Origin of the sequence: Arthrobacter sp. FB24 (assembly GCF_000196235.1) — a bacterium.
Lineage (GTDB): Bacteria > Actinomycetota > Actinomycetes > Actinomycetales > Micrococcaceae > Arthrobacter.
The window spans coordinates 1,307,472-1,330,429 of the sequence record NC_008541.1 but is presented as its reverse complement, the minus strand read 5'-3'; the positions used below and the strand labels follow the sequence as shown (position 1 = coordinate 1,330,429).

Sequence of the window (22,958 nt, the reverse complement as noted above, 5' to 3'; positions counted from 1 at the left end):
TTGCACTCTCCGTAACCAGTCCCCCACCCGCAGGCTACCCCTCCAAAGGCAGCTTGGAGGCAACGTTACTGAACCGCAGTGTGATATTTCTGCTGTGCAGCCGCAAGGCCTTCCCTGACCACAGTCTCCACCGCGTCGGCCGCGTCATCCAGGAGGAAGGGCAGGTCCTTTTTTTCGGTGGTGGCAAAGTCCTTTAGGACAAAGTCCGCAGTATCCATCCGGCCCGGCGGGCGGCCCACTCCGACGCGGACCCTGAGGTAATCCTTCGTGGCCAGGGCCTTCGAAATGTCCCGCAGGCCGTTGTGTCCGCCCTCACCACCGCCGATCTTTAGTTTGACGGTATTAAAGGGAATGTCTATTTCGTCATGGACCGCGACGACATGTTCCGGATCGATGTCGTAGAACTTCGACAGGGCTGATACCGGCCCGCCGGAAACGTTCATGTAGCTCATCGGCTTGGCCAGAACAACGCGCGGGCCGCCAATGCCGAGCCGGCCCTCCAGCACGTGGGCGCGGGCCTTGTGCACCTTGAAGCTCCCGCCCACCCGGCGCGCGAGTTCATCCAGTACCATCTGGCCGACGTTGTGCCGATTGTTGCTGTATTCGGTGCCGGGGTTGCCAAGGCCTACGATCAGCCAGGTGTCAGTCATGCGTCAATCCTAGGGTTAATACAAGTGGGCTATTAACGGCAGTGGCCGGGCCCCGACGGGGACCCGGCCACGGGAAACGGGCTGCCGGAATTACTCGGCGGAAGCCTCGGATGCCTCAGAGGTGGCGCCTTCGGAAGCCTCTTCCTCGGTGACCTCGGTGGCCTCGGAGATGTTGACGACCAGGGACTCGGGGTCAGCCAGCAGGACAGAGCCCTTCGGCAGGACCAGGTCCGAAGCGTGGATGTGCTCGCCGGCGGCGCGGCCTTCGATGCTGACCTCGACGGCGGTGGGCAGGTGCGTTGCCTCGGCTTCCAGGGAAACAACGGTCATTTCCTGGTTGTAGACGTTGCCCGGAGCAAGTTCGCCGGTGACGTGGACGGGAACGTCCACGGTGACCTTCTCGCCCGTGCGGACGGTCAGCAGGTCAAGGTGCTCGATGATCTGCTTGATCGGGTCGCGCTGGATGTCCTTGACGAGCGCGAGGTGCTGTTCGCCGTTGATGTCCAGGGTCAGCAGGGCGTTGGCAACGCGGACGGCCAGCGTGGTTGCCTTGGCCGGCAGGGTGATGTGGATGGGCTCTGCGCCGTGGCCGTAGATGACGGCCGGGATGAGGTTGGCCATACGTGCGCGGCGGGCGAAGCCCTTGCCGAATTCGGTGCGTACTTCTGCTGCGAGCTTCTGCTCAGACATGAATATCTCCTTGAAATCTAAACGGTGTTCAGCAAGGGCGGAGGTCTGTTTGCGACCTTCAACGCCGGGCGGCCCGTGGCCGGCCCTTCAAGAAGGGAGATTCAGACCCAGTCGATAACGGAGACCTGCACACCGGTTGCCCGTAGAAACGGCTTTCCAGTGCTCTCCCTCGCCAAGGTATCGTGGACCAGCTTACCAGCGTTGGGCCCGCTTACTGAAAACGGGGCCCAACGCCGGGGGCTCAGAGGTCAGGACGCTTAGGCGTTGCCGTCGAACAAGCTGGTGACGGAGCCGTCGTCGAACACTTCACGGATGGCGCGGGCAATCAACGGTGCGATAGACAGCACGGTCAGCTGCGGGAAGCGCTTGTCGGCCGGAATCGGCAGCGTGTCGGTGACCACCACTTCGCGGGCACCCGACTCGGACAGCCGGCGGGCTGCGGGATCGGAGAACACAGCATGGGTGGCCGCAATGATGACGTCCTTGGCACCGGCGTTCTTCAGCACCTGGACGGCACCGGAAATGGTTCCGCCGGTGTCGATCATGTCGTCGATCAGGACGCACGTGCGGCCCTCGATCTGGCCAACCACGGTCTTGGACACAGCCTGGTTCGGAACGGTGAGGTCCCGGCTCTTGTGAACGAACGCCAACGGAGCCCCGCCGAGGCGCTCGGCCCACTGTTCGGCCACACGGACGCGGCCGGTGTCCGGCGAAACGACGGTGATGTTGTCCGCTGCAACCCGGGTGCGGATATAGTCAGCCAGCAGCGGGATGGCCATGAGGTGGTCCACCGGGCCGTCGAAGAATCCCTGGATCTGCGAGGTGTGCAGGTCAACGCTCATGATGCGGTCCGCGCCGGCGGTCTTGTACAGATCAGCCACCAGACGTGCGGAGATCGGCTCGCGGCCGCGGCCCTTCTTGTCCTGGCGGGAGTAGGGGTAGAACGGCGAAACCACGGTGATGCGCTTGGCGGATGCCCGCTTCAGCGAATCAATCATGATCAGCTGCTCCATGAGGTGGTTGTTCAGCGGGGCCGGGTGCGCCTGGATGACGAAGGCGTCGGTGCCGCGGACGCTCTCCCCGGCGCGCACGTAGATTTCCCCGTTCGCAAAATCGTAGGCATCCACCGGCAACAGTTCAGTGCCCAGCTCCTTGGCGATCTCCCGCGCAAGCTCGGGGTGTGCCCGCCCAGCAGCGAGAACCAGTTTCTTCTCGCCGCGTGCCGTAATTTCGGTCATGATTGCTTGCCCTCTTCTGTAGGTGCCGGGGTGCTTGAGGAATCCTGGGGCGGCTGGGCCGCTGCTGTTTCGCTGGCCGGCGCCGTAGCCCCCGCGGCTTCGGCCAGTACTGCTGAGATGGAGCCGGGCCGGTGCGAGATGACCCAGCCTTCGGCGTTCCGCTGCTTGGCCACCGAGATTGCCAGCGCGCCGGCGGGCACGTCCTGGCGGATCACGGCACCGGCCCCGCTGTAGGCGCCGTCGCCCACCTGGACCGGAGCCACGAAGACCGTGTTGGAACCCGTGCGCACGCCCGAGCCGATCACGGTGCGGTGCTTGTTCTCGCCGTCGTAGTTGGCGGTGATGTTGCCGCAGCCGATATTGGTGTCCTCGCCGATCTCCGCATCGCCGGCGTAGCCGAGGTGCGACAGCTTCGAGCCGCGGCCGATCTTCACGTTCTTCGTCTCGTAGAAGGCGCCGATCTTGCCCGTCTCCCCCAGCACTGTTCCCGGGCGGAGGTAGGTAAACGGGCCGACGCTGGCGTTCGCGCCGATCGTGGCGCCGGAGCCGTGCGTCCGGGTCACTTTGGCGCCTTCGCCAATGGTGACGTCGGTCAGCGTCGTGTCAGGGCCGACGACGGCGTCCCTCGCCACCGTGGTGGAACCGTGCAGCTGGGTGTTGGGCAGGATCCGGACGTCCTCTGCCAGGTTCACCGTGGAGTCGATCCACGTGGTGGCTGGGTCCACCACCGTAACGCCGGAGCGCATCCAGGCTTCGACAGTTCGGCGGTTGTGTTCGGCTCCCAGCGCGGAGAGCTGCACACGGTCGTTGGCGCCTTCCACCTGCCAGCGGTCGTTGGTAACCACTGCGGCTACGCGTCCGCCGGCCGTGCGCGCAAGTCCCAGGACATCGGTGAGGTACATCTCGCCCTGCGCGTTATCCGTGGTGACGTGCGCCAGTGCATCGCGAAGGATGGCGGCGTCGAAGGCGTAGATCCCGGAGTTGATTTCCCGAATTTCACGTTCCTCGTCCGAGGCGTCCTTGTGCTCGCGGATGCCCGTAACGGTGCCGTCCGCCGCACGGAGGATACGGCCATAGCCTGCGGCATCGTCCAGGACTGCTGTCAGGACGGTGACTGCGTTGCGTTCGTGTTCGTGGATCAGCACCAGTTCGGCAAGCAGTTCCGCCGAGAGCAACGGAACGTCTCCGTAGGTAACCACAACTGTGCCGCTCAGCGGACCTTTGGCGTCGAGGGCCTCCAGTGCCGCCTGCACCGCGCGGCCGGTGCCGGGCACTTCGTCCTGGTCCACTATCAGGGCTGCCGGATCGAGCCCGGACACGTGGGCTGCCACGAGGTCGCGTTCGTGCCGGACGACAATTGCCAGCTGCCGGGGATCGATGGTGCGGGCGGCACGCAGGGCATGGCCCACAAGCGACAGGCCGCCGATTTCATGGAGGATCTTGGGGGTACGCGACTTCATCCGGGTGCCGGCACCTGCAGCTAGGACGATGACGGCAGCGGGGCCGGTTGTCTCGGGGCTCACGTACAGGCTCTCCTTGCTTGGTGGATCTCAGTTGCGCGCACTTTCACACCTTCGCCTGCCTGTTCCGGATGCAGGACCCGTCCACAGCGGCTGTTCCGCCCATAGGATTCGAACCTATACTCCACGGCTCCAAAGGCCGGGGTGCTGCCATTACACCAGAGCGGACCGTGCCCGGGCCCTTAGCCCGGCGGCACGAGAACCAATTCTGCCACGAAGGTTGGCGCACGTGCGACTCGGTAGTCCCAGCGTCCATTAAGGCATGATTGGACGGTGAGCAAGATCAACGGTGCGCCCGATGGTGCGGGAAACCATCCAGGCAGGCCCGTCAGGGCTCCAGGGTACGTGCCCAGGGCCCGGATGACCGGGGCGCAGCGGCGCTCACAGCTGATCGACATCGGACGCGGGCTTTTCGCCATCAGGGGCCTTGACGGCACCACGATCGAAGAGGTCGCCGCTGCTGCCGGTGTGTCGAAACCCGTGATCTATGAGCACTTCGGGTCCAAGGAAGGCCTCTACACCCAGGTGGTGGAGTACGAGTTCCGAATCCTGCTGGCAGCCATCAACGACGCCCTCACGGACGAAGCCAAGCCGCGGGTCCAGGTGGAGCGCGCCGCACTGGCCCTGCTGACCTACATCGAGGAACGCACCGACGGGTTCCGGATCCTCATGCGTGACGCCCCGCCGTCCCAGCCCGAAGGCGCGTTTTCCACCTTGCTCTCCCACGTGACTGCCCGGGTGGAGCACATCCTGTCCGACGAGTTCGCCCGCCGCGGTTTCAGTGCGGCCGACGGCGCCATGTACGCGCAGATGCTCGTGGGCATGGTGGCCATGACGGGCCAGTGGTGGCTGGACAGCAGGACCCCGGACAAACGCGCCGTGGCCGCCCACCTGGTGAACCTCGCCTGGAACGGTCTCACGGGCCTGCAGAAGGACCCGGAGCTTCGCAGCGAGGACTAGGTTTACTGCCCGGCTGCTACTCCCCGAGGACTTCCAGGGCTTCGAGCCATTCGAGTTCCAGGGCTTCGCGTTCTTCGGCCAGGGTCTTGAGCTTCTTGTTGAGTTCGGCCATGGCGTCGAAGTCGTTGTCGGACGTGCTCTTGACCATCTGGGCGTGGATTTTTTCTTCCTGCTGCGTCAGCTTGCCCAGCTGGCGGTCAATCCGGTTCTTAGCCTTGCGGGCGTCCCGCTTCTCGGCCTCGGACGGGCCGCTGGTGGCGGGGGCTGCACTGCCGCTGGCGGCGGTGACGGGGTTGCCGCCGCCGGTGATGGTGGAACCGGCCAGGGCCGCTTCCCGCAGTTCCAGGTACTGGTCGACGCCGCGGGGCAGCGCCCGGATCTTGCCGTCGCCCAGCAGCGCCATCTGGTGGTCGGTGACGCGCTCCAGCAGGTAGCGGTCGTGGCTCACCACAACGAGCGTGCCCGGCCAGCCGTCCAGGACGTCTTCGACGGCGGCTAGGGTGTCGGTATCGAGGTCGTTGGTGGGCTCATCGAGCATCAGCACGTTGGGCTCGCCCACGAGCAGGCGCAGGAGCTGGAGGCGGCGGCGTTCGCCACCTGAGAGGTCCTTGACCGGGGTCCATTGCTTCTCGTTGGTGAAGCCGAGCTGTTCCACCAGCTGGCCGGCACTGAATTCCTTGCCGCCAACGTTGAAGGACCGCTTTTCGCGCTCGATCACTTCGATGACGCGCAGGTCCTTGACGTCGTCCAGCTCCTTGACCTCCTGGGTCAGAACAGCGGTGACAACCGTCTTGCCGCGCTTGAGCTTGCCCGAGGTGGGCTGGATTTCGCCGTTGAGGAGCTTCAGCAGGGTGGTCTTGCCGGCGCCGTTGACGCCGACCAGCCCGAGCCGCTCCCCCGGCGCGAGCCGCAGGGTGATGTTGTCGAAGAGTTTCTGCCCGGGCGCGCCGCCAAGGAAGTCCAGCGAAACGTGTTCAAGGTCCAACACGTCCTTGCCGAGGCGCGCGGTGGCCATCTTGCTCAGCGCCATCGAATCACGCGGTTCCGGGACGTCGGCGATCAGCGCGTTGGCTGCTTCGATGCGGAACTTCGGTTTGGCCGTCCGTGCCGGGGCACCGCGGCGCAGCCAGGCGAGCTCCTTTTTGACGAGCTGCTGGCGTTTGCCTTCCATCACGGACGCCGAGCGGTCCCGTTCGGCACGGGCCAGGACGTAGGCCGCGTAGCCGCCTTCGAACGGGTCCATGATTCCGTCGTGGATTTCCCAGGTCTTGTTGCAGACTTCGTCGAGGAACCAGCGGTCGTGGGTGACCACCAGGAAGGCGCCCTGGTTGGGCCGCCAGCGGGTCTTCAGGTGGCGGGACAGCCAGGCGACGCCTTCGACGTCGAGGTGGTTGGTGGGCTCATCGAGCATGATGACGTCATGGTCTTCGATCAGCAGCTTCGCCAGCGCAACGCGGCGTTTCTGCCCGCCGGACAGCGCGTGCACGTTCGCGTGCCAGTCGACGTCGGATACCAGGCCGCCCATGACCTCGCGGATCTGCGGGTTGCGGGCCCATTCGTAGTCCGCCTGGTCGCCAACGATGGCGGCACCAACCGTCAGGTCGCCGTCGAGCACGTCGCTCTGGTCGAGGTAACCGATGTTGACCTCGCTGCGCTTGGTCACCCGCCCCGAATCAGGGGTGGCGCGCATCGCCAGCAAGCGCATGAGGGTGGACTTGCCGTCGCCGTTGCGGCCCACCATACCGATCCGGTCGCCCTCCTCAAGGCCGAGGGTAACGCCGTCGAGGACGGTGCGGGTTGCATACGAGACCGTGAGGTTCTCGCCGCCGAGCAGGTGAGCCACTGGGAACTGCTTTCTTCGGTGGAAATTCGTTAAAAGTACTAAAGGAGCGTATCGGAGATGATGCGCGCTCCGGGCACCGGACCGTGGACGGCCAGGGCATTGAGGCCGTGATGGCCGAGGTCTTCCGCAAGGCCGGCTGCCGCCTCAGGACTGTGGGTGAGCAGAGCCACCGTGGGGCCTGAGCCTGACACTAGCCCGGCGATGGCTCCGCACGATTCGCCAAGTCCAAGGGTATCGCGCAGCCCCGGCGCAAGCTCAATGGAGGCGCGCTGGAGGTCGTTGACCAGGACGCGGCTGAGGGCGTCGGCGTCGCCGCTGCGCAGCGCCTGCAGGATCTTTGGATCGACGGCGGCGGGTTCGTCCACTGTGAGACCTTCGGCGAGGCGGAGCCGGTCCAGGGTCCGGAAGACCTCCGGCGTGGACAGCCCGTAGTCCGCAGTGACCAGCACCCAGTCCATCTGTGCCTTCGCCAGCGCCGGCGACAACTCATCACCCACGCCCAGTCCGACGGCGGTGCCCCCAAGGAGCGCAAACGGTACGTCCGCGCCGAGCTCTGCGGCCAAGTGGGCGAGCTCGTCGCGGGACAGCCCGCTGTTCCAGAGGGCGTCGCAGGCGAGCAGAGTGGCTGCCGCGTCGGCTGAACCTCCGCCCATGCCGCCGGCCACCGGGACCCGCTTGGTGATTTCCAGATGGACGCCCGTTGAGTGCTCGGAGACGTCGGCCATGATGGCGGCCGCCTTGTAGGCCAGGTTCCGTTCGTCCAGCGGGATGTCCACGTCGGAAAGGTCCAGTGTGCTGGCCGGACTGATGCTGACCGTGATCCCTTCCGTGGCAGTGCTGGTGGCGGCGACTTCCTCGTACAGGGACACCGCCAGGTAGACGCTGGCCACGGAATGGTAGCCGTCCTCACGCAGCGGGCCTACATCCAGCGAGACGTTGATTTTGCCGGGAGCCTTGACCCGGACCGTCCTCGCGGCAAAGCGCCCTCTCACTGCGTTCATGAGTCCAAGCTATGGCATGGCAGCGTCAGGCTCCAAGCATGCGCGCTCAAGGCGTCACCGCGAACGGCAGCGGCCCCAGCCTCAAGCCTGCCGGTCCTGGCGGGCTTCGGCTATCCGTGCGAACGCTGCGATATCGATCACTTCACCACGGGCGGTGGGATCCACGCCCGCAGCCAGCAGGCACTGTTCGGCCTCCGCGGCGCTTCCGGCCCATCCTGCCAGGGCAGCCCTCAGGGTCTTCCTGCGCTGGGCGAAAGCGGCGTCGATGACGGCGAAAACCTGTTCGCGGGTTGCCGAAGTAACCGGCGGCTCACGGCGGGTGAAGGCAACTAGGCCCGAGTGGATCTTGGGTGCCGGCCAAAAGACGTTCATGCCGATCACGCCGGCCTTGCGCATGCTGCTGTACCAGGCTGCCTTCACCGAGGGCACGCCGTAGGTCTTGGAGCCGGGGCCGGCGGCAAGCCGGTCCGCCACCTCGTCCTGCACCATCACCAGTCCGTGCCGCAGGCTCGGGAAGTGCTGCAGGAGATGGAGCACTACCGGCACCGCCACGTTGTACGGGAGGTTTGCCACGAGGGCGGTCGGTTCCACGGGCAGTTCAGTGACCTTCATGGCATCCGCCAGCACCAGATGGAAATCCTTGGCGGCGCCGGGCCGCCATTGCTGCACAGTACCCGGGAGCTTGGCGGCAAGGACCGGATCGATTTCGACGGCGACCACGGACTTTGCGGCGTCCAGCAATCCCAGCGTCAGCGAACCCAGTCCCGGACCGACCTCCAGGACGGTCTCATCGGCGTGGATGTCCGCGGCGGCCACGATCCGGCGGATGGTATTGCCATCGATGACGAAGTTCTGGCCCAGTGTCTTCGTGGGACGGACTCCGATCTCCTCGGCGAGCCGGCGGACATCGGAGGCGCCAAACAGTGCTGCGGGCGCGGTGCCGGAGGCGGCGGGGATCGGTTTAGTCACCTAGGTATCCTATCCCGTTGGCCTTCCGCGGCGGCGCCTGTGAAGCGCCCTGACCAGAGCCGGGGCGGGGTACGGCAAAGGCCGGGTCCGGTAATCCGGACCCGGCCTACACTCCGCCTGCGGCGGTGGTCAACCACCTCGGCTGTTAGCGGGAGGAACTGCTCGCTGTAAAGACCGTTAGCTGGTCGCTGCCCAGCCGCAGCCCCAGGGGGAGAGGCCGCGCTGCGCGTAAACGCGGTTGGCGATGTCGATCTGCTGGGCCTTGGTGGCAAGGCTGGCGTTGGGAGCGTAGGCGCCGCCTCCGGCACCGAGCCAGGTCTGGATGTCGAACTGCAGACCGCCGTAGTAGCCGTTGCCGGAGTTGATGGACCAGTTGCCGGTGGATTCGCACTGCGCGATCTTGTCCCACATGGCTTCATTCATCATGGCGGGGGCGGCTGCACCGGTGTTCGCACCGGCAGCTTCGGCCTTGGGCTTTTCCTTGGTCCCGACCGAGACCTTTTCAGTCACCGGCTGGACGGAGACGGTCTCGGAGACGAGGGTCCGGGAGGCTTCCCGGCCATCCACCAGCACCAGCTTGAAGTTCTTGTCCACCTTGCCGGGGACACCGGCCTGGGTGACCTTCTTCTCGCCGACGAACAGGTCGGCGCTTTCGGAACTCAGGGTCTCGAAGGGAACCTCTTCGGAGGTTGCGGCAGTCTTGGAGGAATCCACCCGGGAGACCTTGATCGCCATGTCATTGACGACGTGCGCGTTGCGCGGCTGGGAAAGCCGGTCACCGGCACCCACGGTCACTCCGGCGTCCTTGAGGACCTCCGCCACGGTTGAAGCCGTGGTGGTTGTCTTCGACGCCTTGCCGTCCGCCAGGATGCTGACGGTCTTGGGCGTGGAGATGGCCACAAACGAACCGGAGACGGCCAGCTGGGCGTCCTTTGGCGCGGAGACTTCCGAGGCACTGGCAACGCCGAGTTCGGTGACCAGTCCTTCGACGTTGGCAGAGGTTGTGTTGATCGTCTTCTCAGCGCCGTCGAGGCTGATCTTCACTGCCTTGGCGAGATTGACGTTGATGACCGAGCCATCCTCCACGCGGGCGTCCGCCGACGGGGAAACCCGGTCCGCGGCCTGCAGCTCCACCTTGGCACTTTTGACCACTTGGCCTACCGTCCCGCCGAACGTCTGGACGGAGCTGACTTTCCCGTCCACATTCAGGGTGACTGTTTTGTTGTTGCCTACGAAGGCCACCAGGCCCAGCACGAGTGCAGAGAGCACAACCAGCTGGGCACCGACCTTGACGAAACTGAACTTACCGTCCGAAGTGAAGAACTTGACCACGATTGCCCGTAACTCTAGGACCATCCGGGCACGGGGAAAAACGCACATCAGCCACCGACGCAAACACCCTCAGGGCAACTCCGGACACGGTCCGGCTGTTTGCAGCAGACGTGTGCGCCGCCACACTCAGGACTCACCGGACCCGCGGTGAGACGGACCTGGAACTGAGCGAAATTATCCGAAGGCCTTCCCCGACCCCGGCTAATAGTTTTCCACTGTAACCGAAGCGTTATAAAGCATCCAAGATTTGGTGCATACCTGGTATTCCTGACGATCGGCTGAGCGGACCCCCTGTCAGTCCCAGGATCCGTATGCCCGCACGGAATTTTCGGCGATTTGGGCGCAAAGCCGGGACAACTCGGTGCCTGTCAAGTCGGCCATGGCCCGGACCGTGTGCGGAATCAGGTAACTGGCGTTAGGGCGGCCGCGGAACGGATGCGGGGTCAGGAAGGGCGCGTCCGTTTCCACGAGCACGCGGGCAGGGTCCGCAATGGCGATCGCCGCGCGCAGGTTGGCCGCATTCTTGAACGTCACAGTACCGGCGAAGGACATGTACCAGCCTTCGTTGTTGCACGTCCGGGCCAGCTGTTCGTCCCCGGAGAAGCAATGGAACACCACCCGGTCCGGGGGCCCTTCTTCCCGCAGGACCTGGACAACATCGTCGTGGGCGTCCCGGTCATGGATCTGCAGCGTCAGCCCGAGGCGCTTGGCGATGTCGATGTGGCGGCGGAACGAGTACCGCTGGTGCTGCAGCCCCTCCCCCTCCGTGCGGAAAAAATCAAGGCCGGTCTCGCCAATGGCACGGATCCTGGGGTGGGCAGCCAGTGCCTCAATCTCGGCCAGGGCGGCCTCCAGCTCCCCGCGGGCGGCATAATCCGGTGCATCGTTGGGATGGATGGCCACCGCACCGAGCAGCCGGGGGTCCACGTCCACGGCCTGCACCGTGAACCGCGAGGACTCCAGGTCGCAGCCAACCTGCACGGCTCCCTGGACACCCACTGACGAGGCGACGTCCAGGGCGGCCGCCACGTCCACTGTCACGTCGCTGTTCGGGAAGTCCAGGTGCGTGTGGTTGTCCATGACCGGGACGGGCAGCGGCTCCGGAGCGGGCGGATAGCCGTGCCGCCCGGAGCCGTCGCTTCCGGGCACGCGAAACGGGGCTGGCGTCAACGGGGTGTTCATCCTTCCACCCTAGCTGCCCGGGCATTCCCGATCCCGCCGGGAAATACCGGAACTCTCTGTCTGCTCCGGCAGTTGTGTTAGTAGTCTGGTGGCATACGGGCGAACGCCCGACGGCGGGCGCCGGCACTTCCTGCCAACCCGTGCCAGGCTTTCCCGAGGTCTGAAAGGCTGCCGATGGACTCCCACAGACGCACGACAGTAGACGAAGCCCTCCCGGACGGGCAGGTCTTCCCCGACGGTGCTGGAGTGGTGGGAAACCCACTAAACGGAACCCGGCCGCCGGCCATGGACGCAGAAGCCTTCCACGCCGCCAGCGAGCGCATCCTGTCGGCCATCAACACCGTGATCGACGGCAAGGCGGAAGCCGCGAAACTTGCCCTCACGGTTCTCCTTGCCCAGGGGCACCTGCTCCTCGAGGATGTTCCCGGCGTGGGAAAAACGCTGCTTGCCAAGACGCTCGCCCGCACCATCGACTGTTCGGTCAGCAGGATCCAGTTCACCCCGGACCTCCTGCCCTCCGACGTCACGGGTGTGTCCATTTACAACCAGGCCTCGCGGCTGTTCGAATTCAGGCCGGGCGCCGTGTTCGCGAACATTGTCATCGGGGACGAGATCAACCGGGCCTCCGCAAAGACCCAGTCCGCGCTGTTGGAGTGCATGGAGGAGCACCAGGTCACTGTGGACGGTGACTCCTACAAGCTGGATGAGCCTTTTATGGTGGTAGCCACCCAGAACCCCATTGAGATGGAAGGGACCTACCCGCTGCCGGAAGCCCAGCGGGACAGGTTCATGGCCCGGATCTCCATGGGCTACCCGGACAAGGACTCGGAGATTGAGATGCTGGAGACACACCAGGCGACGTCTCCGCTGACCAGGGTCACCGCCGTCGTCACCTCGGCCGATGTGGCCGCCATGATCGCCACCGTCCAGCGGGTGTACGTCTCGCTGGCCGTCAAGGAGTACACGGTGTCACTGGGACGCGCCACCCGGGAAAGTGCCATGCTTCGTCTCGGTGCAAGTCCCCGGTCCATGCTCCAGCTACTGCGGGCAGCGAAGGCCACCGCGGCGCTGGAGGGCCGGGACTTCGTGCTCCCGGACGACGTCGTCAGTGTGGCCGAATCCGTGCTGGCCCACAGAATCATCCTTGACCGCAAGGCCGCAGGCATGGGGGAAACTCCGCACAGCGTCATCCGCGGCATCCTGGCGAAGCTTCCGGTGCCGCAGGAGATGTCCGCGGCACCATCCCGGACCGGCAACCCGCGCAGCGGCCCGGACCAGCGGCACCCGCGCTAGCCGAAGCCGCCACGATGGCCCTCACGGACAAGCTCCCGGGACACCTCTTCAGCACCCGCGGCTGGGGGTTGCTGGCTGCCGGCGTGGTATCGCTGCTGTTGGCGCAGGTCATGGGCCGCCGGGACCTGCTCACGCTCGGCATCCTTCTGATAGTCCTCCCGATGGTCTCCCTCGCAGGGATCCGCATCCTCAAACCCCGGTTCAAGGTGTACCGGGAGTTCAGCCCCGCCAGCGTGGAAACCTCCTCGACCACCACCGTGCGGCTTGCCGTGGCCCGCACCGGCGCAGCCACCGGGCAAGTGATCATGGAGGAACGCCTTCCCTCGCGGTTCGGCGAATCGCCGGCGTTCCGGTTCCCGTCCCGCTCGGCCATCGGCGGAACCAGCCGCTATGAGTACCACCTCCGGTCCGGAAAGCGGGGCCAGTTTGTGATCGGCCCGGTGACGGCCGAATTCACCGACCCCTTCGGTCTCTCCCTGCACCGCCACGCGATTGACGACGGCGACACACTGACGGTGACGCCCGCCGCCGTCGAACTCCCCGCGACGGGGCTTGCCGGCGCACGCGGCAATGACGGCGTCACTGCCACGCGGATCCGGGCCAATCCGAGCGATGACGACGTCATGACCCGCGAGTACCGCCACGGGGATCCAATGCGCCGGGTGCACTGGGCCGCCACGGCGAGGCACGGTGCACTGATGGTGCGGCAGGAGGAATCCGTTACCACCCCGGAGGCCACCATCATCCTGGACCACCGGTGGGCGGCTTTCGCGCGCGGACCGGGTGCGGCCTTTTCCGCCACCTCCGGTGAGGACGGGCACGAGCTGGTGACCAGCGACACGTTCGAGTGGGCGGTCACAGCCGCAATGTCGGTCAGCGCACACCTGGCGGAACGCAGCTACGCCCTGCGTTTCCTCGATCCCGCGGGAGAACCTGCGTTCCTGCATTCTCCCTCGGCGCCCGAACCAGCGGCAGAGGAATACTCCGGGTCCGCAGGCCTGCAGGCCATTGCCGAGAGCCTGGCGGCCGTCCAGCTCTCCGGCGCACACCATACGCCAGGATCCGAATCAGGTCCGAGGCCCTTCGACGACAGGCTCCTGGACAAGCTCTCCGCCCACCGGCAGCGCGGGCCCATCATGGCCATCCTTGGCCATCTGCAGCCGGCAGAGGCACGCGCCCTGTCCACGGCTGCCGGCTTCGGTGCCAATGCGTTCGCCATAGTGGTCACCGAACACCCGGGCGACTGCCAGGCGGCCCTTGAGTCACTACGGTCCGGCGGCTGGCGGGCAGTGGCCGTCAGCCCTGCCACATCGGTGCCGGCGGCCTGGTCGTATTTCGACCAGCGCGATGCGGCTGCCGCCACGGCCGCAGCGGACGTGCGCCGGGGCACGGGGGTCCGGCGATGACGTTGACTCCCCAGCGACATCCCCCTCAGGAGACGGACCGCACGCCTGAGGTCCTTGCCCCGTTAGCCGCACCGGCCGCGCGGCTGCGCCGCGCTGGTGCGCAGCCGTGGGCCATGGCGGCTGCCGTCGCCCTCGCTGTGTCCGGAGCCGCCCTATCCCTTAACGGCGTACTGCGGGGCTGGGCGTGGTATCCGCCGGTGCTTACCACCGTCTGCGTTGTTGCCCTAACCATGGCCCTCCTGAGGTCGCTGCGCGCGCAGCCATTCCTCGTGGCGCTGGGCGGCTTTGTGTCCCTCGCTTTCATCCTGACTTTCACGTTCTTCCGCCGGGACAGCATCGCCGGGTTCATTCCGTCCGGGGACACCCTGGAACAGCTGGGGAGGTACCTGCGGCGGGCAAGTGAAACCGTCCTGGCCGAGAGCTCCCCGGTTGCGCCGAATGCCGGCATAGTGCTGGTCACGTGCGCGGTCCTGGGCCTCGTGGTGATCCTGGTCGATGCCCTCGCAGTGCCGCTGGCCCTGCCGGCAACTAGCGGGCTGGGACTGGTGGCCATCCTGGTGGTGCCCGCCATGGTCAAACCGCAGAGCGTCGGGGTGTGGGGGTTTGCCGCAGCAGCCGCCGGCTACCTGATGATCCTTGCCTGCAGCCAGTGGTTCGCCCCGGACAACCGCACTACGGCGGACACCGCCCGCACTCCGGGACAGTTCCGCCGCGCTGCCCTCACCGGCGGCATCGCGCTGGTCATCACGCTCCTCCTTCCCCTGGCCGTTCCGGGTTTCGACCAGGGCACGTTCCCACAGGGTTCCAGGCTGAATCCTTGGGGTTCATCCACCGGGCTCAATCCGATGATCAGCCTGGGCAACAGCCTGCGGAGTCCCTCCGGCGACGGACGCATCACTTATGCCACCAGTGCCAGCAGGCCCCCGTACCTGAGGTCCGTCACGGTGGACCGGTTCGACGGCGACTCCTGGTCACCGGACGACCGCGACGCTTCCCGGCGCGTGGGGGTCGGAAGGATGGACGCCGGGTACGAGATCCTCGCGGACGAGCAGGTCCGCCAGGTCACGGCGGTCAATACCGGCCGTTTCACCAGCCCGTACCTGCCGGTGCCGTACGCCCCGGATGCCGTCAACGGCCTGGCCGGACGATGGAGCTGGGATCCGGCCACGCTCAGCATCAAGGGGGTGGACACCAATTCACGGAACCAGCAGTACGTCGTGCAGTCGACTGCACCCAGGCTCACGCCGGAACTGTTGTCACAGTCCTCGGCACCGGTGCGCGGGATCTCCGAGGAGTTCCTCCGGGCGCCCAACAACGTGCCGGACATTGTTCGGAGCACGGCGGATAAAGTGACCGCCGGAAGCAGTACGGCGTATGCCAAGGCGATGGCCATCCAGAACTACCTGCGCTCGCTGGAGTTCACGTATTCCTTGCAGTCCCCGGTCCAGGGCGGCTACGACGGCAACGGACTTTCCGTACTCGCGGACTTCCTGACGCAAAAGAGCGGCTACTGCATCCATTTCGCTTCGGCCATGGCCGTGATGGCCAGGCTGGAGGGAATCCCAAGCCGGATCGCCGTGGGCTACGCCCCGGGCCGGTCCACGGGTGCCACGGTTTCGGTTCCCGGGCAAGGTGCACTGACGGAATACGAAGTCGACTCCAGGGACGCGCATGCCTGGCCCGAACTCTATTTTCAAGGACTCGGATGGGTGGCATTCGAACCCACGCCTTCACGCGGCGTGGTGCCGGACTACGCGTCGCAGACCTCCACGCCGGGGGGTGCCAGCACGAACGAAAACAACGACGACCTCATCCCGTCGAACGCCGCAACGCCCGGCGCAACGCCAGGCGCCACCCCGACGCCGCTGCCGGGGTTGGAATCAGCCGGTGAACCAGGGCACCCGCTGACTCTGCCGCTCTACGGCACCGCCGCTGTACTCCTCCTTGCCCTGATCGCCGGGTCGCCGCGGATGGTGCGGGCCGGCCTGCGGTCGCGGCGGCTCAGGAGCGTGCCGGCCCTCGGGGGCAACACGGCCGCAGCGGCCTGGGCCGAACTGCGGGACCTGGCTACCGACTACGGGCTGGCTCCCGGCCCCAGCGAAACCCCGCGTCACTTTTCCAGCCGGCTCAGTGGATCGGGTGCGCTTGGCGCGCGCGACAACGCCGGAATCCGGGCTGTCGCCGCACTCACCACGGACTTCGAACGTCAGCAGTACGGGCCGCCTGCCGGCCGTGCCGGGGGCGCTGAAGACGTCGCGGCGCCTTCAGCAGCAGAGAGGATAGCCGTGATCCAGGCATCCCTGCGAAGGCATTCCCGCCGGGGACGGCAGCTGCGGGCGGAGTGGCTGCCGCCGTCGGTCATGAATCGCTGGGGGCGCATCGTTTCCGCGCCCTTCCGTGCCGTCCTGCGGGCCGCCGCCAAACCCGCGCAGGCCGCCGCGCGGTCCTGGCGGACGGTGCGCGACGGCCTGCGGCGGCTGCGACGGGGCTAGCTGTGCTGCGCCCCGGACGGATTAGCCTGCGTACGGGTCGGCTATGCCGATGTACTGGGTGTAGAGGTATTCCTCGATGCCTTCGAGGCCGCCTTCGCGTCCCAGGCCGGACTGCTTGACGCCGCCGAACGGTGCGGCTGCGTTGGACACGACGCCGGCGTTCAGGCCCAGCATGCCGGTCTCAAGACGTTCGCCCATCCGGATGCCGCGGTTCAGGTCGCGCGTGAAGACGTAGGCCACCAGGCCGTACTCGGTGTTGTTGGCAAGGCGGACTGCCTCGTCCTCGCTGTCGAAGGTGATGATCGGCGCGACCGGGCCGAAGATTTCCTCGGACAGGATCCGCGTGCCCTCGGTGACGCCCTTGAGGATGGTGGGCTGGTAGAAATAGCCCGGGCCGTCCACCGGGCCCCCGCCGGCCACCGCCACCGCACCCGAGGCCACGGCGTCGGTGACGAGCTCGTGGACCTTGTCCCGGCTCTTCGCATCGATCAGGGGTCCCACCTTGGACTCCGGCTCGGTGCCGCGGGCCGTGGTCATGTCCGCCATCTTCGCGGCGAACTTCTCCGCGAACTCGTCTGCGACGGACTCGTGCACGATGAAACGGTTCGCGGCCGTGCAGGCCTCGCCCATGTTCCGCAGCTTCGCCAGCATGGCCCCAGCCACGGCGGCGTCGACGTCAGCGTCCTCGAACACCACGAACGGGGCGTTGCCGCCGAGTTCCATCGAGGTGCGCAGCACGGTTTCGGAGGCGTCGGAGAGCAGGCGGCGGCCCACTTCGGTCGAGCCGGTGAAGGAGAGCTTCCGCAGCCGGGAGTCCTTGATCAGCGGTCCCGTAGTGGCACCGGCCGTGGAGGTGGGGATGACATTCAGGACACCGGCAGGCAGGCCCGCTTCCTGCATCACGGCCGCGAACAGCTGGGAGGTCAGCGGAGTCAGGTTCGCGGACTTGAGCACCATGGTGCAGCCGGCAGCTACGGCCGGGGCGATCTTGCGGGTGGCCATGGCCAGCGGGAAGTTCCACGGGGTGATCAGCAGGCAAGGGCCCACGGGCTTCTTGGTGACCAGCAGGCGGGACTTGCCGTCCGGCGAGACGGAGTAGCGGCCGAACGCGCGGACGGCTTCCTCGGAGAACCAGCGCAGGAATTCGGCACCGTAGGTAACCTCGCCGCGGGCCTCGGCCAGGGGCTTGCCCATCTCCAGGGTCATCAGCAGCGCGAAGTCTTCCGCCCGTGCCGTGACCATCTCGAAGGCGCGGCGCAGGATTTCCCCGCGCTCACGGGCCGGAACCTTGGCCCAGGAGTCCTGGGCGGCGGCGGCCGCGTCCAAAGCGGCTGCGCCGTCCTCGGGGCCGGCATCAGCGATGCTGAGCAGGACCTTGCCCGTGGCCGGGTCCTCGACGTCGAACGTCTTCCCGGACGCCGCCGGGCGCCATTCGCCGTTGATCAGCAGGCCGGTCGGAACGGAGGCCAGCAGCTCGCTCTCGCGCTCCGCAGTAACGGTGGGCTGTGCAGTTACAGTCACGATGACTCCCTCGTCAGCAATTGGGGTTGGGGATGGGTTCAGCACTCGGCTGCTTTACAGCCACGGTACTGCCGTGCGCTCCGGAGCGTCTATGCATGTGCGCACTACACACTCCGGACGTTGCTGTGCAGCTGCACAAGATCTGCGTCCGCGCCCTAGCGGGCAGCCAGGACCGCGGAATAGAGTTCCCTCTTGCTGACTTTTGCGTCCTCGGCCACGGCTGCCACGGCTTCCTTCAGCCTGATGCCTTGCGCGATCAGGCCGTTGACAGCAGCCACATGGTCCTCCGGCCTGCCCGGCTCACGTTCCGGGGCCCCGCCCACCACCACGGCTATTTCGCCGCGCACTTCGTTTGTTTCTGCCCATTTAAGGAGGTCGGTCAGCGGGCCGCGGATAACTTCTTCGTATGTCTTGGTCAGCTCACGGCACACCGCGGCCGGGCGGTCGCCGCCGAAGCGCTCACGCAGCGCCCGAAGCATCGGTTCCAGCCGGTGCGGCGCCTCGAAGAAAACCATCGTCCGGCGTTCCGCGTCCAGCTCGGACAGCCGGGAGGCGCGCTCTCCGGCCTTGCGGGGAAGGAATCCCTCAAAACAAAAACGGTCCGTGGGAAGGCCGGAGAGGGCGAGTGCTGTCAGGACGGCCGACGGCCCCGGCACGGCGGTGACCGTCAGCCCGGCGGCCACAGCACCCTCAACCAGCCGGAAACCCGGATCCGAGACGGCGGGCATTCCGGCGTCGGTCACCATCACGATGGTCTTCCCTGCCCGCACCTGGTCCAGGAGTTCGGCGGTCTTTACGGCTTCGTTGTGCTCGTGGTAGCTGATGATCCGCCCGGCCACGGCGACTCCCAGGTTCTGCACCAGCCGGTGCAGGCGCCGGGTGTCCTCGGCGGCAACGATGTCAGCCGTGGTGAGGAGTTCAACCAGCCGGGGTGACGCATCGCCGACATTGCCGATGGGTGTCGCCGCGAGCACGATCCTGCCCGGCTGCCCTTCCGCGGGGCGGGCCGCACCTTCCGTGGCCGGCGACCAAGCTTCATCCGTGGCGCCTGCCGACCCGGGCGGGGTCTCGGACGGGGTCGAACCTGCCTCTAAAGCCGAACCTTCCCCTGAAGAAGTGCCGGCATCATCGGAGCCGCTCGCGCGGGAAGTACTGAGTTGTTGGTCCACACGACCAGCCTACTGCTGGCAGGCTCTTCCAGCGCCAAAAGGTAGCATGGGCACGTGACGCAGACCTCCGTACCACCTGTCGAGGCCGACCCGGCCAAACCGGCGCAGCCGGCGTCCAGGGCTTTGGGCCGCAACCTTGAGGGCCACCGGTGGATCCGCCGTCCGCGGGAAGCGTTCACGGAAAGTGCCCTGCGGGAGCGGCTGCTCCGGGACATCCGCAGCTGGCGCGACTATCCGCCGTCGCTGCGCCTCTGGTTCTGGCTCATTCCGACCATCACGGCGGCGATCGGCGGGATCCTTCGCTTCGTCCGCCTCGAGAGTCCACGCAGCCTGGTCTTCGACGAGACCTACTACGTCAAGGACGGGTATTCGTTCCTGGTCAGCGGTTATGAGCGCAGCTGGCCGGACAAGGCCAACGACTCCTTCATAGCGGGCAACCCGGGCGTCATTCTGTCCTCCCCCGAGTATGTTGTGCACCCGCCGGTTGGCAAGTGGATGATCGCCGCGGGAATGTGGCTGTTCGGCCCGGACAACCCGTTTGGCTGGCGGTTCGGTGCAGCGCTGACGGGGACGCTGTCCGTCCTCCTGATCACGCTGATAGCGCAGAAACTCTTCCACTCGCTGACACTGGGGGCCGTCGCAGGCCTCCTGCTGGCCGTGGACGGCCACCACCTGGTGATGTCCAGGACCTCCCTGCTGGACATCTTCCTGATGTTCTGGCTCCTCGCCGCTTTCGGCGCGCTGCTGATGGACCGTGACGACGGCCGGCGGCGGCTGGCTGCCCGGCTGGGGCGACAGGCCGGCGCCGCGGACGGGCGGCCCTCCGTGGTCCAGCTGGTTTCCGGGCCGTGGCTGGGGATCCGCTGGTGGCGCATCGCAGCCGGAATCTGCCTGGGACTTGCTGTCGGCACCAAGTGGTCAGCCCTGTTCTTCATGGCCGGCTTCGGACTGCTGACCGTCTTCTGGGACCTGAGCGCGCGCCGGATCGCTGGCATCCGTGGGTGGATCAGTGGCGGCATCATCAAGGACGGGATTCCCGCGTTCCTGAGCATCGTTCCGGTGGCCGCCCTGGTCTACGTCTCCACCTGGGCCGGCTGGTTCCAGTCGAAGGATGCCTACTTCCGCCACTGGGCCGACACCAACCCGTCAGCCCAGTGGGGATGGGTGCCCGGCCCGCTGCGTTCCCTGGCCCACTACCATCTGGAAGCATACAAGTTCCACCAGGGACTCAGCTCAGACCACCCCTATGAGGCGAGCGCCTGGAGCTGGCTGGTGATGGGGCGCCCCACGTCATTTTTCTACGAGTCCCCCAAGCAGGGAAGCCCCGGCTGCGACGTCGCCAGCTGCACATCGGCCATCCTTTCGGTGGGCAATCCCCTGATCTGGTGGAGCGCGACGGTTTCGCTGGTGATCCTGCTGTTCTGGTGGGCGGGCCGCCGCGACTGGCGTGCCGGTGCCATCCTGGCGGGGGTCGCCGTGGGCTACCTCCCGTGGTTCATGTATCCGGAACGGACCATGTTCACGTTCTACGCCGTGTCATTTGAACCGTTCCTGGTACTTGCCCTGACCTATTGCCTTGGCCTGGTGCTCGGACGGCCGCAGGACCCGCTGTGGCGCCGGCGATCCGGGCTCTACCTGGTGGCATTGTTTGTGGCCGGGGCAGTGCTGCTCTCCGCGTTTTTCTATCCCGTCTGGACCGCGGAAATCATCCCCTACCAGGAGTGGCGGTTCCGAATGTGGATGCCGTCCTGGATCTAGGGCAGTATGGCAGGGGTGCCGCGGGCCACAGAACCGCAGGAGATGGAACGGGTACCGGGAGACCAATCACGGATCCGGAACGGAGACTGGCTGTGAGAGAAGCAAGCACTGAACTGCTCGTGGAGCTGGATCAGGACAGCAACGTGACTGACCTTTTGCTCGGGCAGCACGCCAAAGACCCCTCCCATGCCGTGTACGCCCGCAAGGGCCCCAACGGCTGGGTTGATATCCCCGTCCAGCAGTTCCTGGACAAGGTCGTGGCACTGGCGAAGGGGCTGATCGCTGGGGGCCTGGCCCCGGGCGACACCGTGGCCGTGATGTCCGGAACCCGGTACGAATGGACCCTGGCCGACTTCGCCATCTGGTTCGCCGGCGGCGTGACCGTTCCAGTGTATGAAACCTCCTCGGCAAGCCAGGTCGAGTGGATCCTGCATGACTCCGGCGCCCGCAGGGTGTTCGTTGAGGACCAGGCCAAAGCTGAGCTCGTGGCCGGTGTCCTGGCCCGCTCCGAACTGCTCGGCGACGCCGTGGTGACTGTCGTGAGGCTGGACGACGACGGCGGCGCACCCAACCTGGCCAGCCTCGCCGCCGCTGGTGCCGGCGTCACCGACGGGGAGCTGGAGAGGCACCGCAGCACGGCGGGCCTCGCCGACGTCGCCTCGCTGGTGTACACGTCCGGAACCACGGGCAAGCCCAAGGGCTGCGAGATAACGCACGGCAACTTCGCCCTGGTGGCCACCAACATCGTGGAGTTCCTCCCCGAGATCCTGCGGCAGGAGGGCGCCAGGACGCTGATGTTCCTCCCCCTCGCGCACGTTCTGGCCCGCGCCGTCCAGGTGGTGTGCCTCAGCGCCGGGGCCACCCTGGGCCACACCGCCAGCGCCGCCCAGCTGCTGGAGGACCTGGCGACGTTCAAACCCACGTTCCTGCTGGTGGTACCCAGGATCTTTGAGAAGGTCTACGCGGGGGCCAGCCACAAGGCCGCCCTGGCAGGCAAGGAACGACTGTTCACCGCTGCGTCCGCGGTGGCCATCGACTACTCCAAGGCACTTGACGCCGCGGCCCGCGGAAACGGCAACGGCCCCGGCTTCATGCTCCGCGCCAGGCACGCCCTCTTTGACCGGGTGCTGTACCCCAAACTCCGACAGGCCTTCGGCGGGCAGGTGAAGTACACGGTATCCGGCGCCAGCCCGCTGAGCTCCCATGACGCGCACTTCTTCCGTGGCGCCGGCATCCCGGTGCTGGAAGGCTACGGACTCACCGAAACCACGGCCCCCTGCACGGCCAACACCCCATCACGGACCAAGGTGGGCACTGTGGGCATTCCCGTGCCGGGCACCACCATCCGGGTGGCCGACGACGGCGAGATCCTGGTCAAGGGCATCGGCGTTTTCAAGGGCTACCACGCCAACGAGGCAGCCAATGCGGAAGCGTTCGTGGATGGGTTCTTCCGCACCGGAGACCTCGGTTCGCTGGATGAAGACGGTTTCCTCACCATCACCGGGCGCAAGAAGGACCTCCTTGTCACTGCCGGGGGCAAGAACGTGGCACCCGGGCCGCTCGAGGAAAAGATCCGGGAGCACCCGCTGGTGGCCCAGGCAGTAGTGGTGGGCGACGGCCGGCCGTTCGTCTCCGCGCTGGTCAACCTGGATCCGGAAGGCCTGGAGAACTGGTGCTCCGCCCAGCGGATCGCGGTCATGGGCCTGGCGGAGGCCACCTCCGACGCCCGGGTCAGGGAGGCCGTCCAGGGTGCAATCGACCAGGCCAACCTGCTGGTCTCGAAAGCGGAGTCGATCCGCAGCTTCGTCCTGCTGGATGCCGATTTCACCGTTGAGTCCGGTCATCTGACGCCGTCACTGAAGCTGAAGCGGGCCGCCGTCGTGCGTGACTTTGAGGCGCACATCAACGGCCTGTACGCCTAGTACAAACAGTGA

At 66.5% G+C, this 22,958-nt stretch carries 17 protein-coding genes and 1 tRNA gene; 6 read left to right on the top strand and 12 right to left on the bottom strand.

Annotation, left to right across the window (positions count from 1 at the left end):
* Positions 1–65: 65 nt before the first annotated feature.
* The 5 genes from pth to ARTH_RS06170 form a co-directional block, all read right to left on the bottom strand.
* On the bottom strand, positions 66–650 hold the full coding sequence (pth, locus tag ARTH_RS06190) for an aminoacyl-tRNA hydrolase (protein WP_011691081.1): 585 nt from the start codon (positions 648–650) through the stop codon (positions 66–68).
* A 90-nt stretch (positions 651–740) separates the two neighbouring features.
* Positions 741–1,340, bottom strand: coding sequence for a 50S ribosomal protein L25/general stress protein Ctc (locus ARTH_RS06185; protein WP_011691080.1), 600 nt, complete (start codon positions 1,338–1,340; stop codon positions 741–743).
* A 257-nt stretch (positions 1,341–1,597) separates the two neighbouring features.
* Positions 1,598–2,578, bottom strand: coding sequence for a ribose-phosphate diphosphokinase (locus ARTH_RS06180; protein WP_011691079.1), 981 nt, complete (start codon positions 2,576–2,578; stop codon positions 1,598–1,600).
* A complete protein-coding gene (gene glmU / locus ARTH_RS06175; protein ID WP_011691078.1) occupies positions 2,575–4,101 on the bottom strand; it encodes a bifunctional UDP-N-acetylglucosamine diphosphorylase/glucosamine-1-phosphate N-acetyltransferase GlmU in 1,527 nt (508 codons plus the stop codon). The genes ARTH_RS06180 and glmU overlap by 4 nt, the downstream gene beginning before the upstream one ends.
* Before the next feature lie 93 nt (positions 4,102–4,194).
* Positions 4,195–4,266, bottom strand: a tRNA-Gln gene (locus ARTH_RS06170).
* A 192-nt stretch (positions 4,267–4,458) separates the two neighbouring features.
* Between ARTH_RS06170 and ARTH_RS06165 the strand changes: the two genes are divergently transcribed.
* Positions 4,459–5,058: a TetR/AcrR family transcriptional regulator gene (locus ARTH_RS06165; RefSeq protein ID WP_043429539.1), complete on the top strand. Its 600-nt coding sequence runs from the start codon at positions 4,459–4,461 to the stop codon at positions 5,056–5,058.
* Between the two features lie 16 nt (positions 5,059–5,074).
* On the opposite strand, the gene ARTH_RS06160 is transcribed toward ARTH_RS06165, so the two are convergent.
* The 5 genes from ARTH_RS06160 to ARTH_RS06140 form a co-directional block, all read right to left on the bottom strand.
* Positions 5,075–6,901 carry an ABC-F family ATP-binding cassette domain-containing protein gene (locus ARTH_RS06160; RefSeq protein WP_011691076.1) on the bottom strand — a complete coding sequence of 609 codons (1,827 nt, stop codon included), beginning with the start codon at positions 6,899–6,901 and terminating at the stop codon, positions 5,075–5,077.
* A gap of 38 nt (positions 6,902–6,939) precedes the next feature.
* The gene (locus ARTH_RS06155) at positions 6,940–7,902 is read right to left on the bottom strand and encodes a 4-(cytidine 5'-diphospho)-2-C-methyl-D-erythritol kinase (RefSeq protein ID WP_011691075.1); all 963 of its coding nucleotides are present in this window, start codon (positions 7,900–7,902) and stop codon (positions 6,940–6,942) included.
* Positions 7,903–7,983: 81 nt separating this feature from the next.
* Positions 7,984–8,871 (bottom strand): 16S rRNA (adenine(1518)-N(6)/adenine(1519)-N(6))-dimethyltransferase RsmA, encoded by an 888-nt coding sequence (gene rsmA, locus ARTH_RS06150; RefSeq protein ID WP_011691074.1) that lies wholly within the window; start codon positions 8,869–8,871, stop codon positions 7,984–7,986.
* Positions 8,872–9,048: 177 nt separating this feature from the next.
* A complete protein-coding gene (locus ARTH_RS06145) occupies positions 9,049–10,227 on the bottom strand; it encodes a resuscitation-promoting factor (protein ID WP_232223598.1) in 1,179 nt (392 codons plus the stop codon).
* Between the two features lie 270 nt (positions 10,228–10,497).
* On the bottom strand, positions 10,498–11,385 hold the full coding sequence (locus ARTH_RS06140) for a TatD family hydrolase (protein ID WP_011691072.1): 888 nt from the start codon (positions 11,383–11,385) through the stop codon (positions 10,498–10,500).
* A gap of 174 nt (positions 11,386–11,559) precedes the next feature.
* Here ARTH_RS06140 and ARTH_RS06135 point away from each other — a divergent pair, with 174 nt between their 5' ends.
* Genes ARTH_RS06135 through ARTH_RS06125 form a run of 3 tightly spaced genes read left to right on the top strand, consistent with a single transcriptional unit; the run spans position 11,560 to position 16,576 of the window.
* Complete coding sequence (locus tag ARTH_RS06135) at positions 11,560–12,678, top strand: AAA family ATPase (protein WP_011691071.1); 1,119 nt, start codon at positions 11,560–11,562, stop codon at positions 12,676–12,678.
* A gap of 14 nt (positions 12,679–12,692) precedes the next feature.
* Positions 12,693–14,084, top strand: coding sequence for a DUF58 domain-containing protein (locus ARTH_RS06130; RefSeq protein ID WP_011691070.1), 1,392 nt, complete (start codon positions 12,693–12,695; stop codon positions 14,082–14,084).
* Positions 14,081–16,576 carry a DUF3488 and transglutaminase-like domain-containing protein gene (locus ARTH_RS06125; RefSeq protein ID WP_011691069.1) on the top strand — a complete coding sequence of 832 codons (2,496 nt, stop codon included), beginning with the start codon at positions 14,081–14,083 and terminating at the stop codon, positions 16,574–16,576. The genes ARTH_RS06130 and ARTH_RS06125 overlap by 4 nt, the downstream gene beginning before the upstream one ends.
* A gap of 21 nt (positions 16,577–16,597) precedes the next feature.
* Here ARTH_RS06125 and ARTH_RS06120 read toward each other — a convergent pair whose 3' ends face one another.
* Together ARTH_RS06120 and rsmI are read right to left on the bottom strand one after the other, a co-directional pair.
* The gene (locus ARTH_RS06120) at positions 16,598–18,097 is read right to left on the bottom strand and encodes an NAD-dependent succinate-semialdehyde dehydrogenase (RefSeq protein ID WP_043429536.1); all 1,500 of its coding nucleotides are present in this window, start codon (positions 18,095–18,097) and stop codon (positions 16,598–16,600) included.
* 155 nt (positions 18,098–18,252) lie between these two features.
* Entirely contained in the window at positions 18,253–19,074 is an 822-nt protein-coding gene (rsmI, locus tag ARTH_RS06115; protein ID WP_052309760.1) for a 16S rRNA (cytidine(1402)-2'-O)-methyltransferase, read from the bottom strand.
* Between the two features lie 246 nt (positions 19,075–19,320).
* On the opposite strand from rsmI, the gene ARTH_RS06110 reads away from it, so the two are divergent.
* Both ARTH_RS06110 and ARTH_RS06105 read left to right on the top strand, forming a co-directional pair.
* Complete coding sequence (locus tag ARTH_RS06110; RefSeq protein ID WP_011691066.1) at positions 19,321–21,024, top strand: dolichyl-phosphate-mannose--protein mannosyltransferase; 1,704 nt, start codon at positions 19,321–19,323, stop codon at positions 21,022–21,024.
* Positions 21,025–21,116: 92 nt separating this feature from the next.
* Positions 21,117–22,946, top strand: a complete 1,830-nt coding sequence (locus ARTH_RS06105) for an AMP-dependent synthetase/ligase (protein ID WP_011691065.1) — start codon at positions 21,117–21,119, stop codon at positions 22,944–22,946.
* Positions 22,947–22,958 lie beyond the last annotated feature (12 nt).

Coding starts and splice junctions, on each gene's coding strand:
- pth (WP_011691081.1), bottom strand. CDS start 650: ATGACTGACACCTGGCTGATCGTAGGCCTTGGCAACCCCGGCACCGAA.
- ARTH_RS06185 (WP_011691080.1), bottom strand. CDS start 1,340: ATGTCTGAGCAGAAGCTCGCAGCAGAAGTACGCACCGAATTCGGCAAG.
- ARTH_RS06180 (WP_011691079.1), bottom strand. CDS start 2,578: ATGACCGAAATTACGGCACGCGGCGAGAAGAAACTGGTTCTCGCTGCT.
- ARTH_RS06165 (WP_043429539.1), top strand. CDS start 4,459: ATGACCGGGGCGCAGCGGCGCTCACAGCTGATCGACATCGGACGCGGG.
- ARTH_RS06155 (WP_011691075.1), bottom strand. CDS start 7,902: ATGAACGCAGTGAGAGGGCGCTTTGCCGCGAGGACGGTCCGGGTCAAG.
- ARTH_RS06145 (WP_232223598.1), bottom strand. CDS start 10,227: ATGGTCCTAGAGTTACGGGCAATCGTGGTCAAGTTCTTCACTTCGGAC.
- ARTH_RS06140 (WP_011691072.1), bottom strand. CDS start 11,385: ATGAACACCCCGTTGACGCCAGCCCCGTTTCGCGTGCCCGGAAGCGAC.
- ARTH_RS06135 (WP_011691071.1), top strand. CDS start 11,560: ATGGACTCCCACAGACGCACGACAGTAGACGAAGCCCTCCCGGACGGG.
- ARTH_RS06130 (WP_011691070.1), top strand. CDS start 12,693: ATGGCCCTCACGGACAAGCTCCCGGGACACCTCTTCAGCACCCGCGGC.
- ARTH_RS06125 (WP_011691069.1), top strand. CDS start 14,081: ATGACGTTGACTCCCCAGCGACATCCCCCTCAGGAGACGGACCGCACG.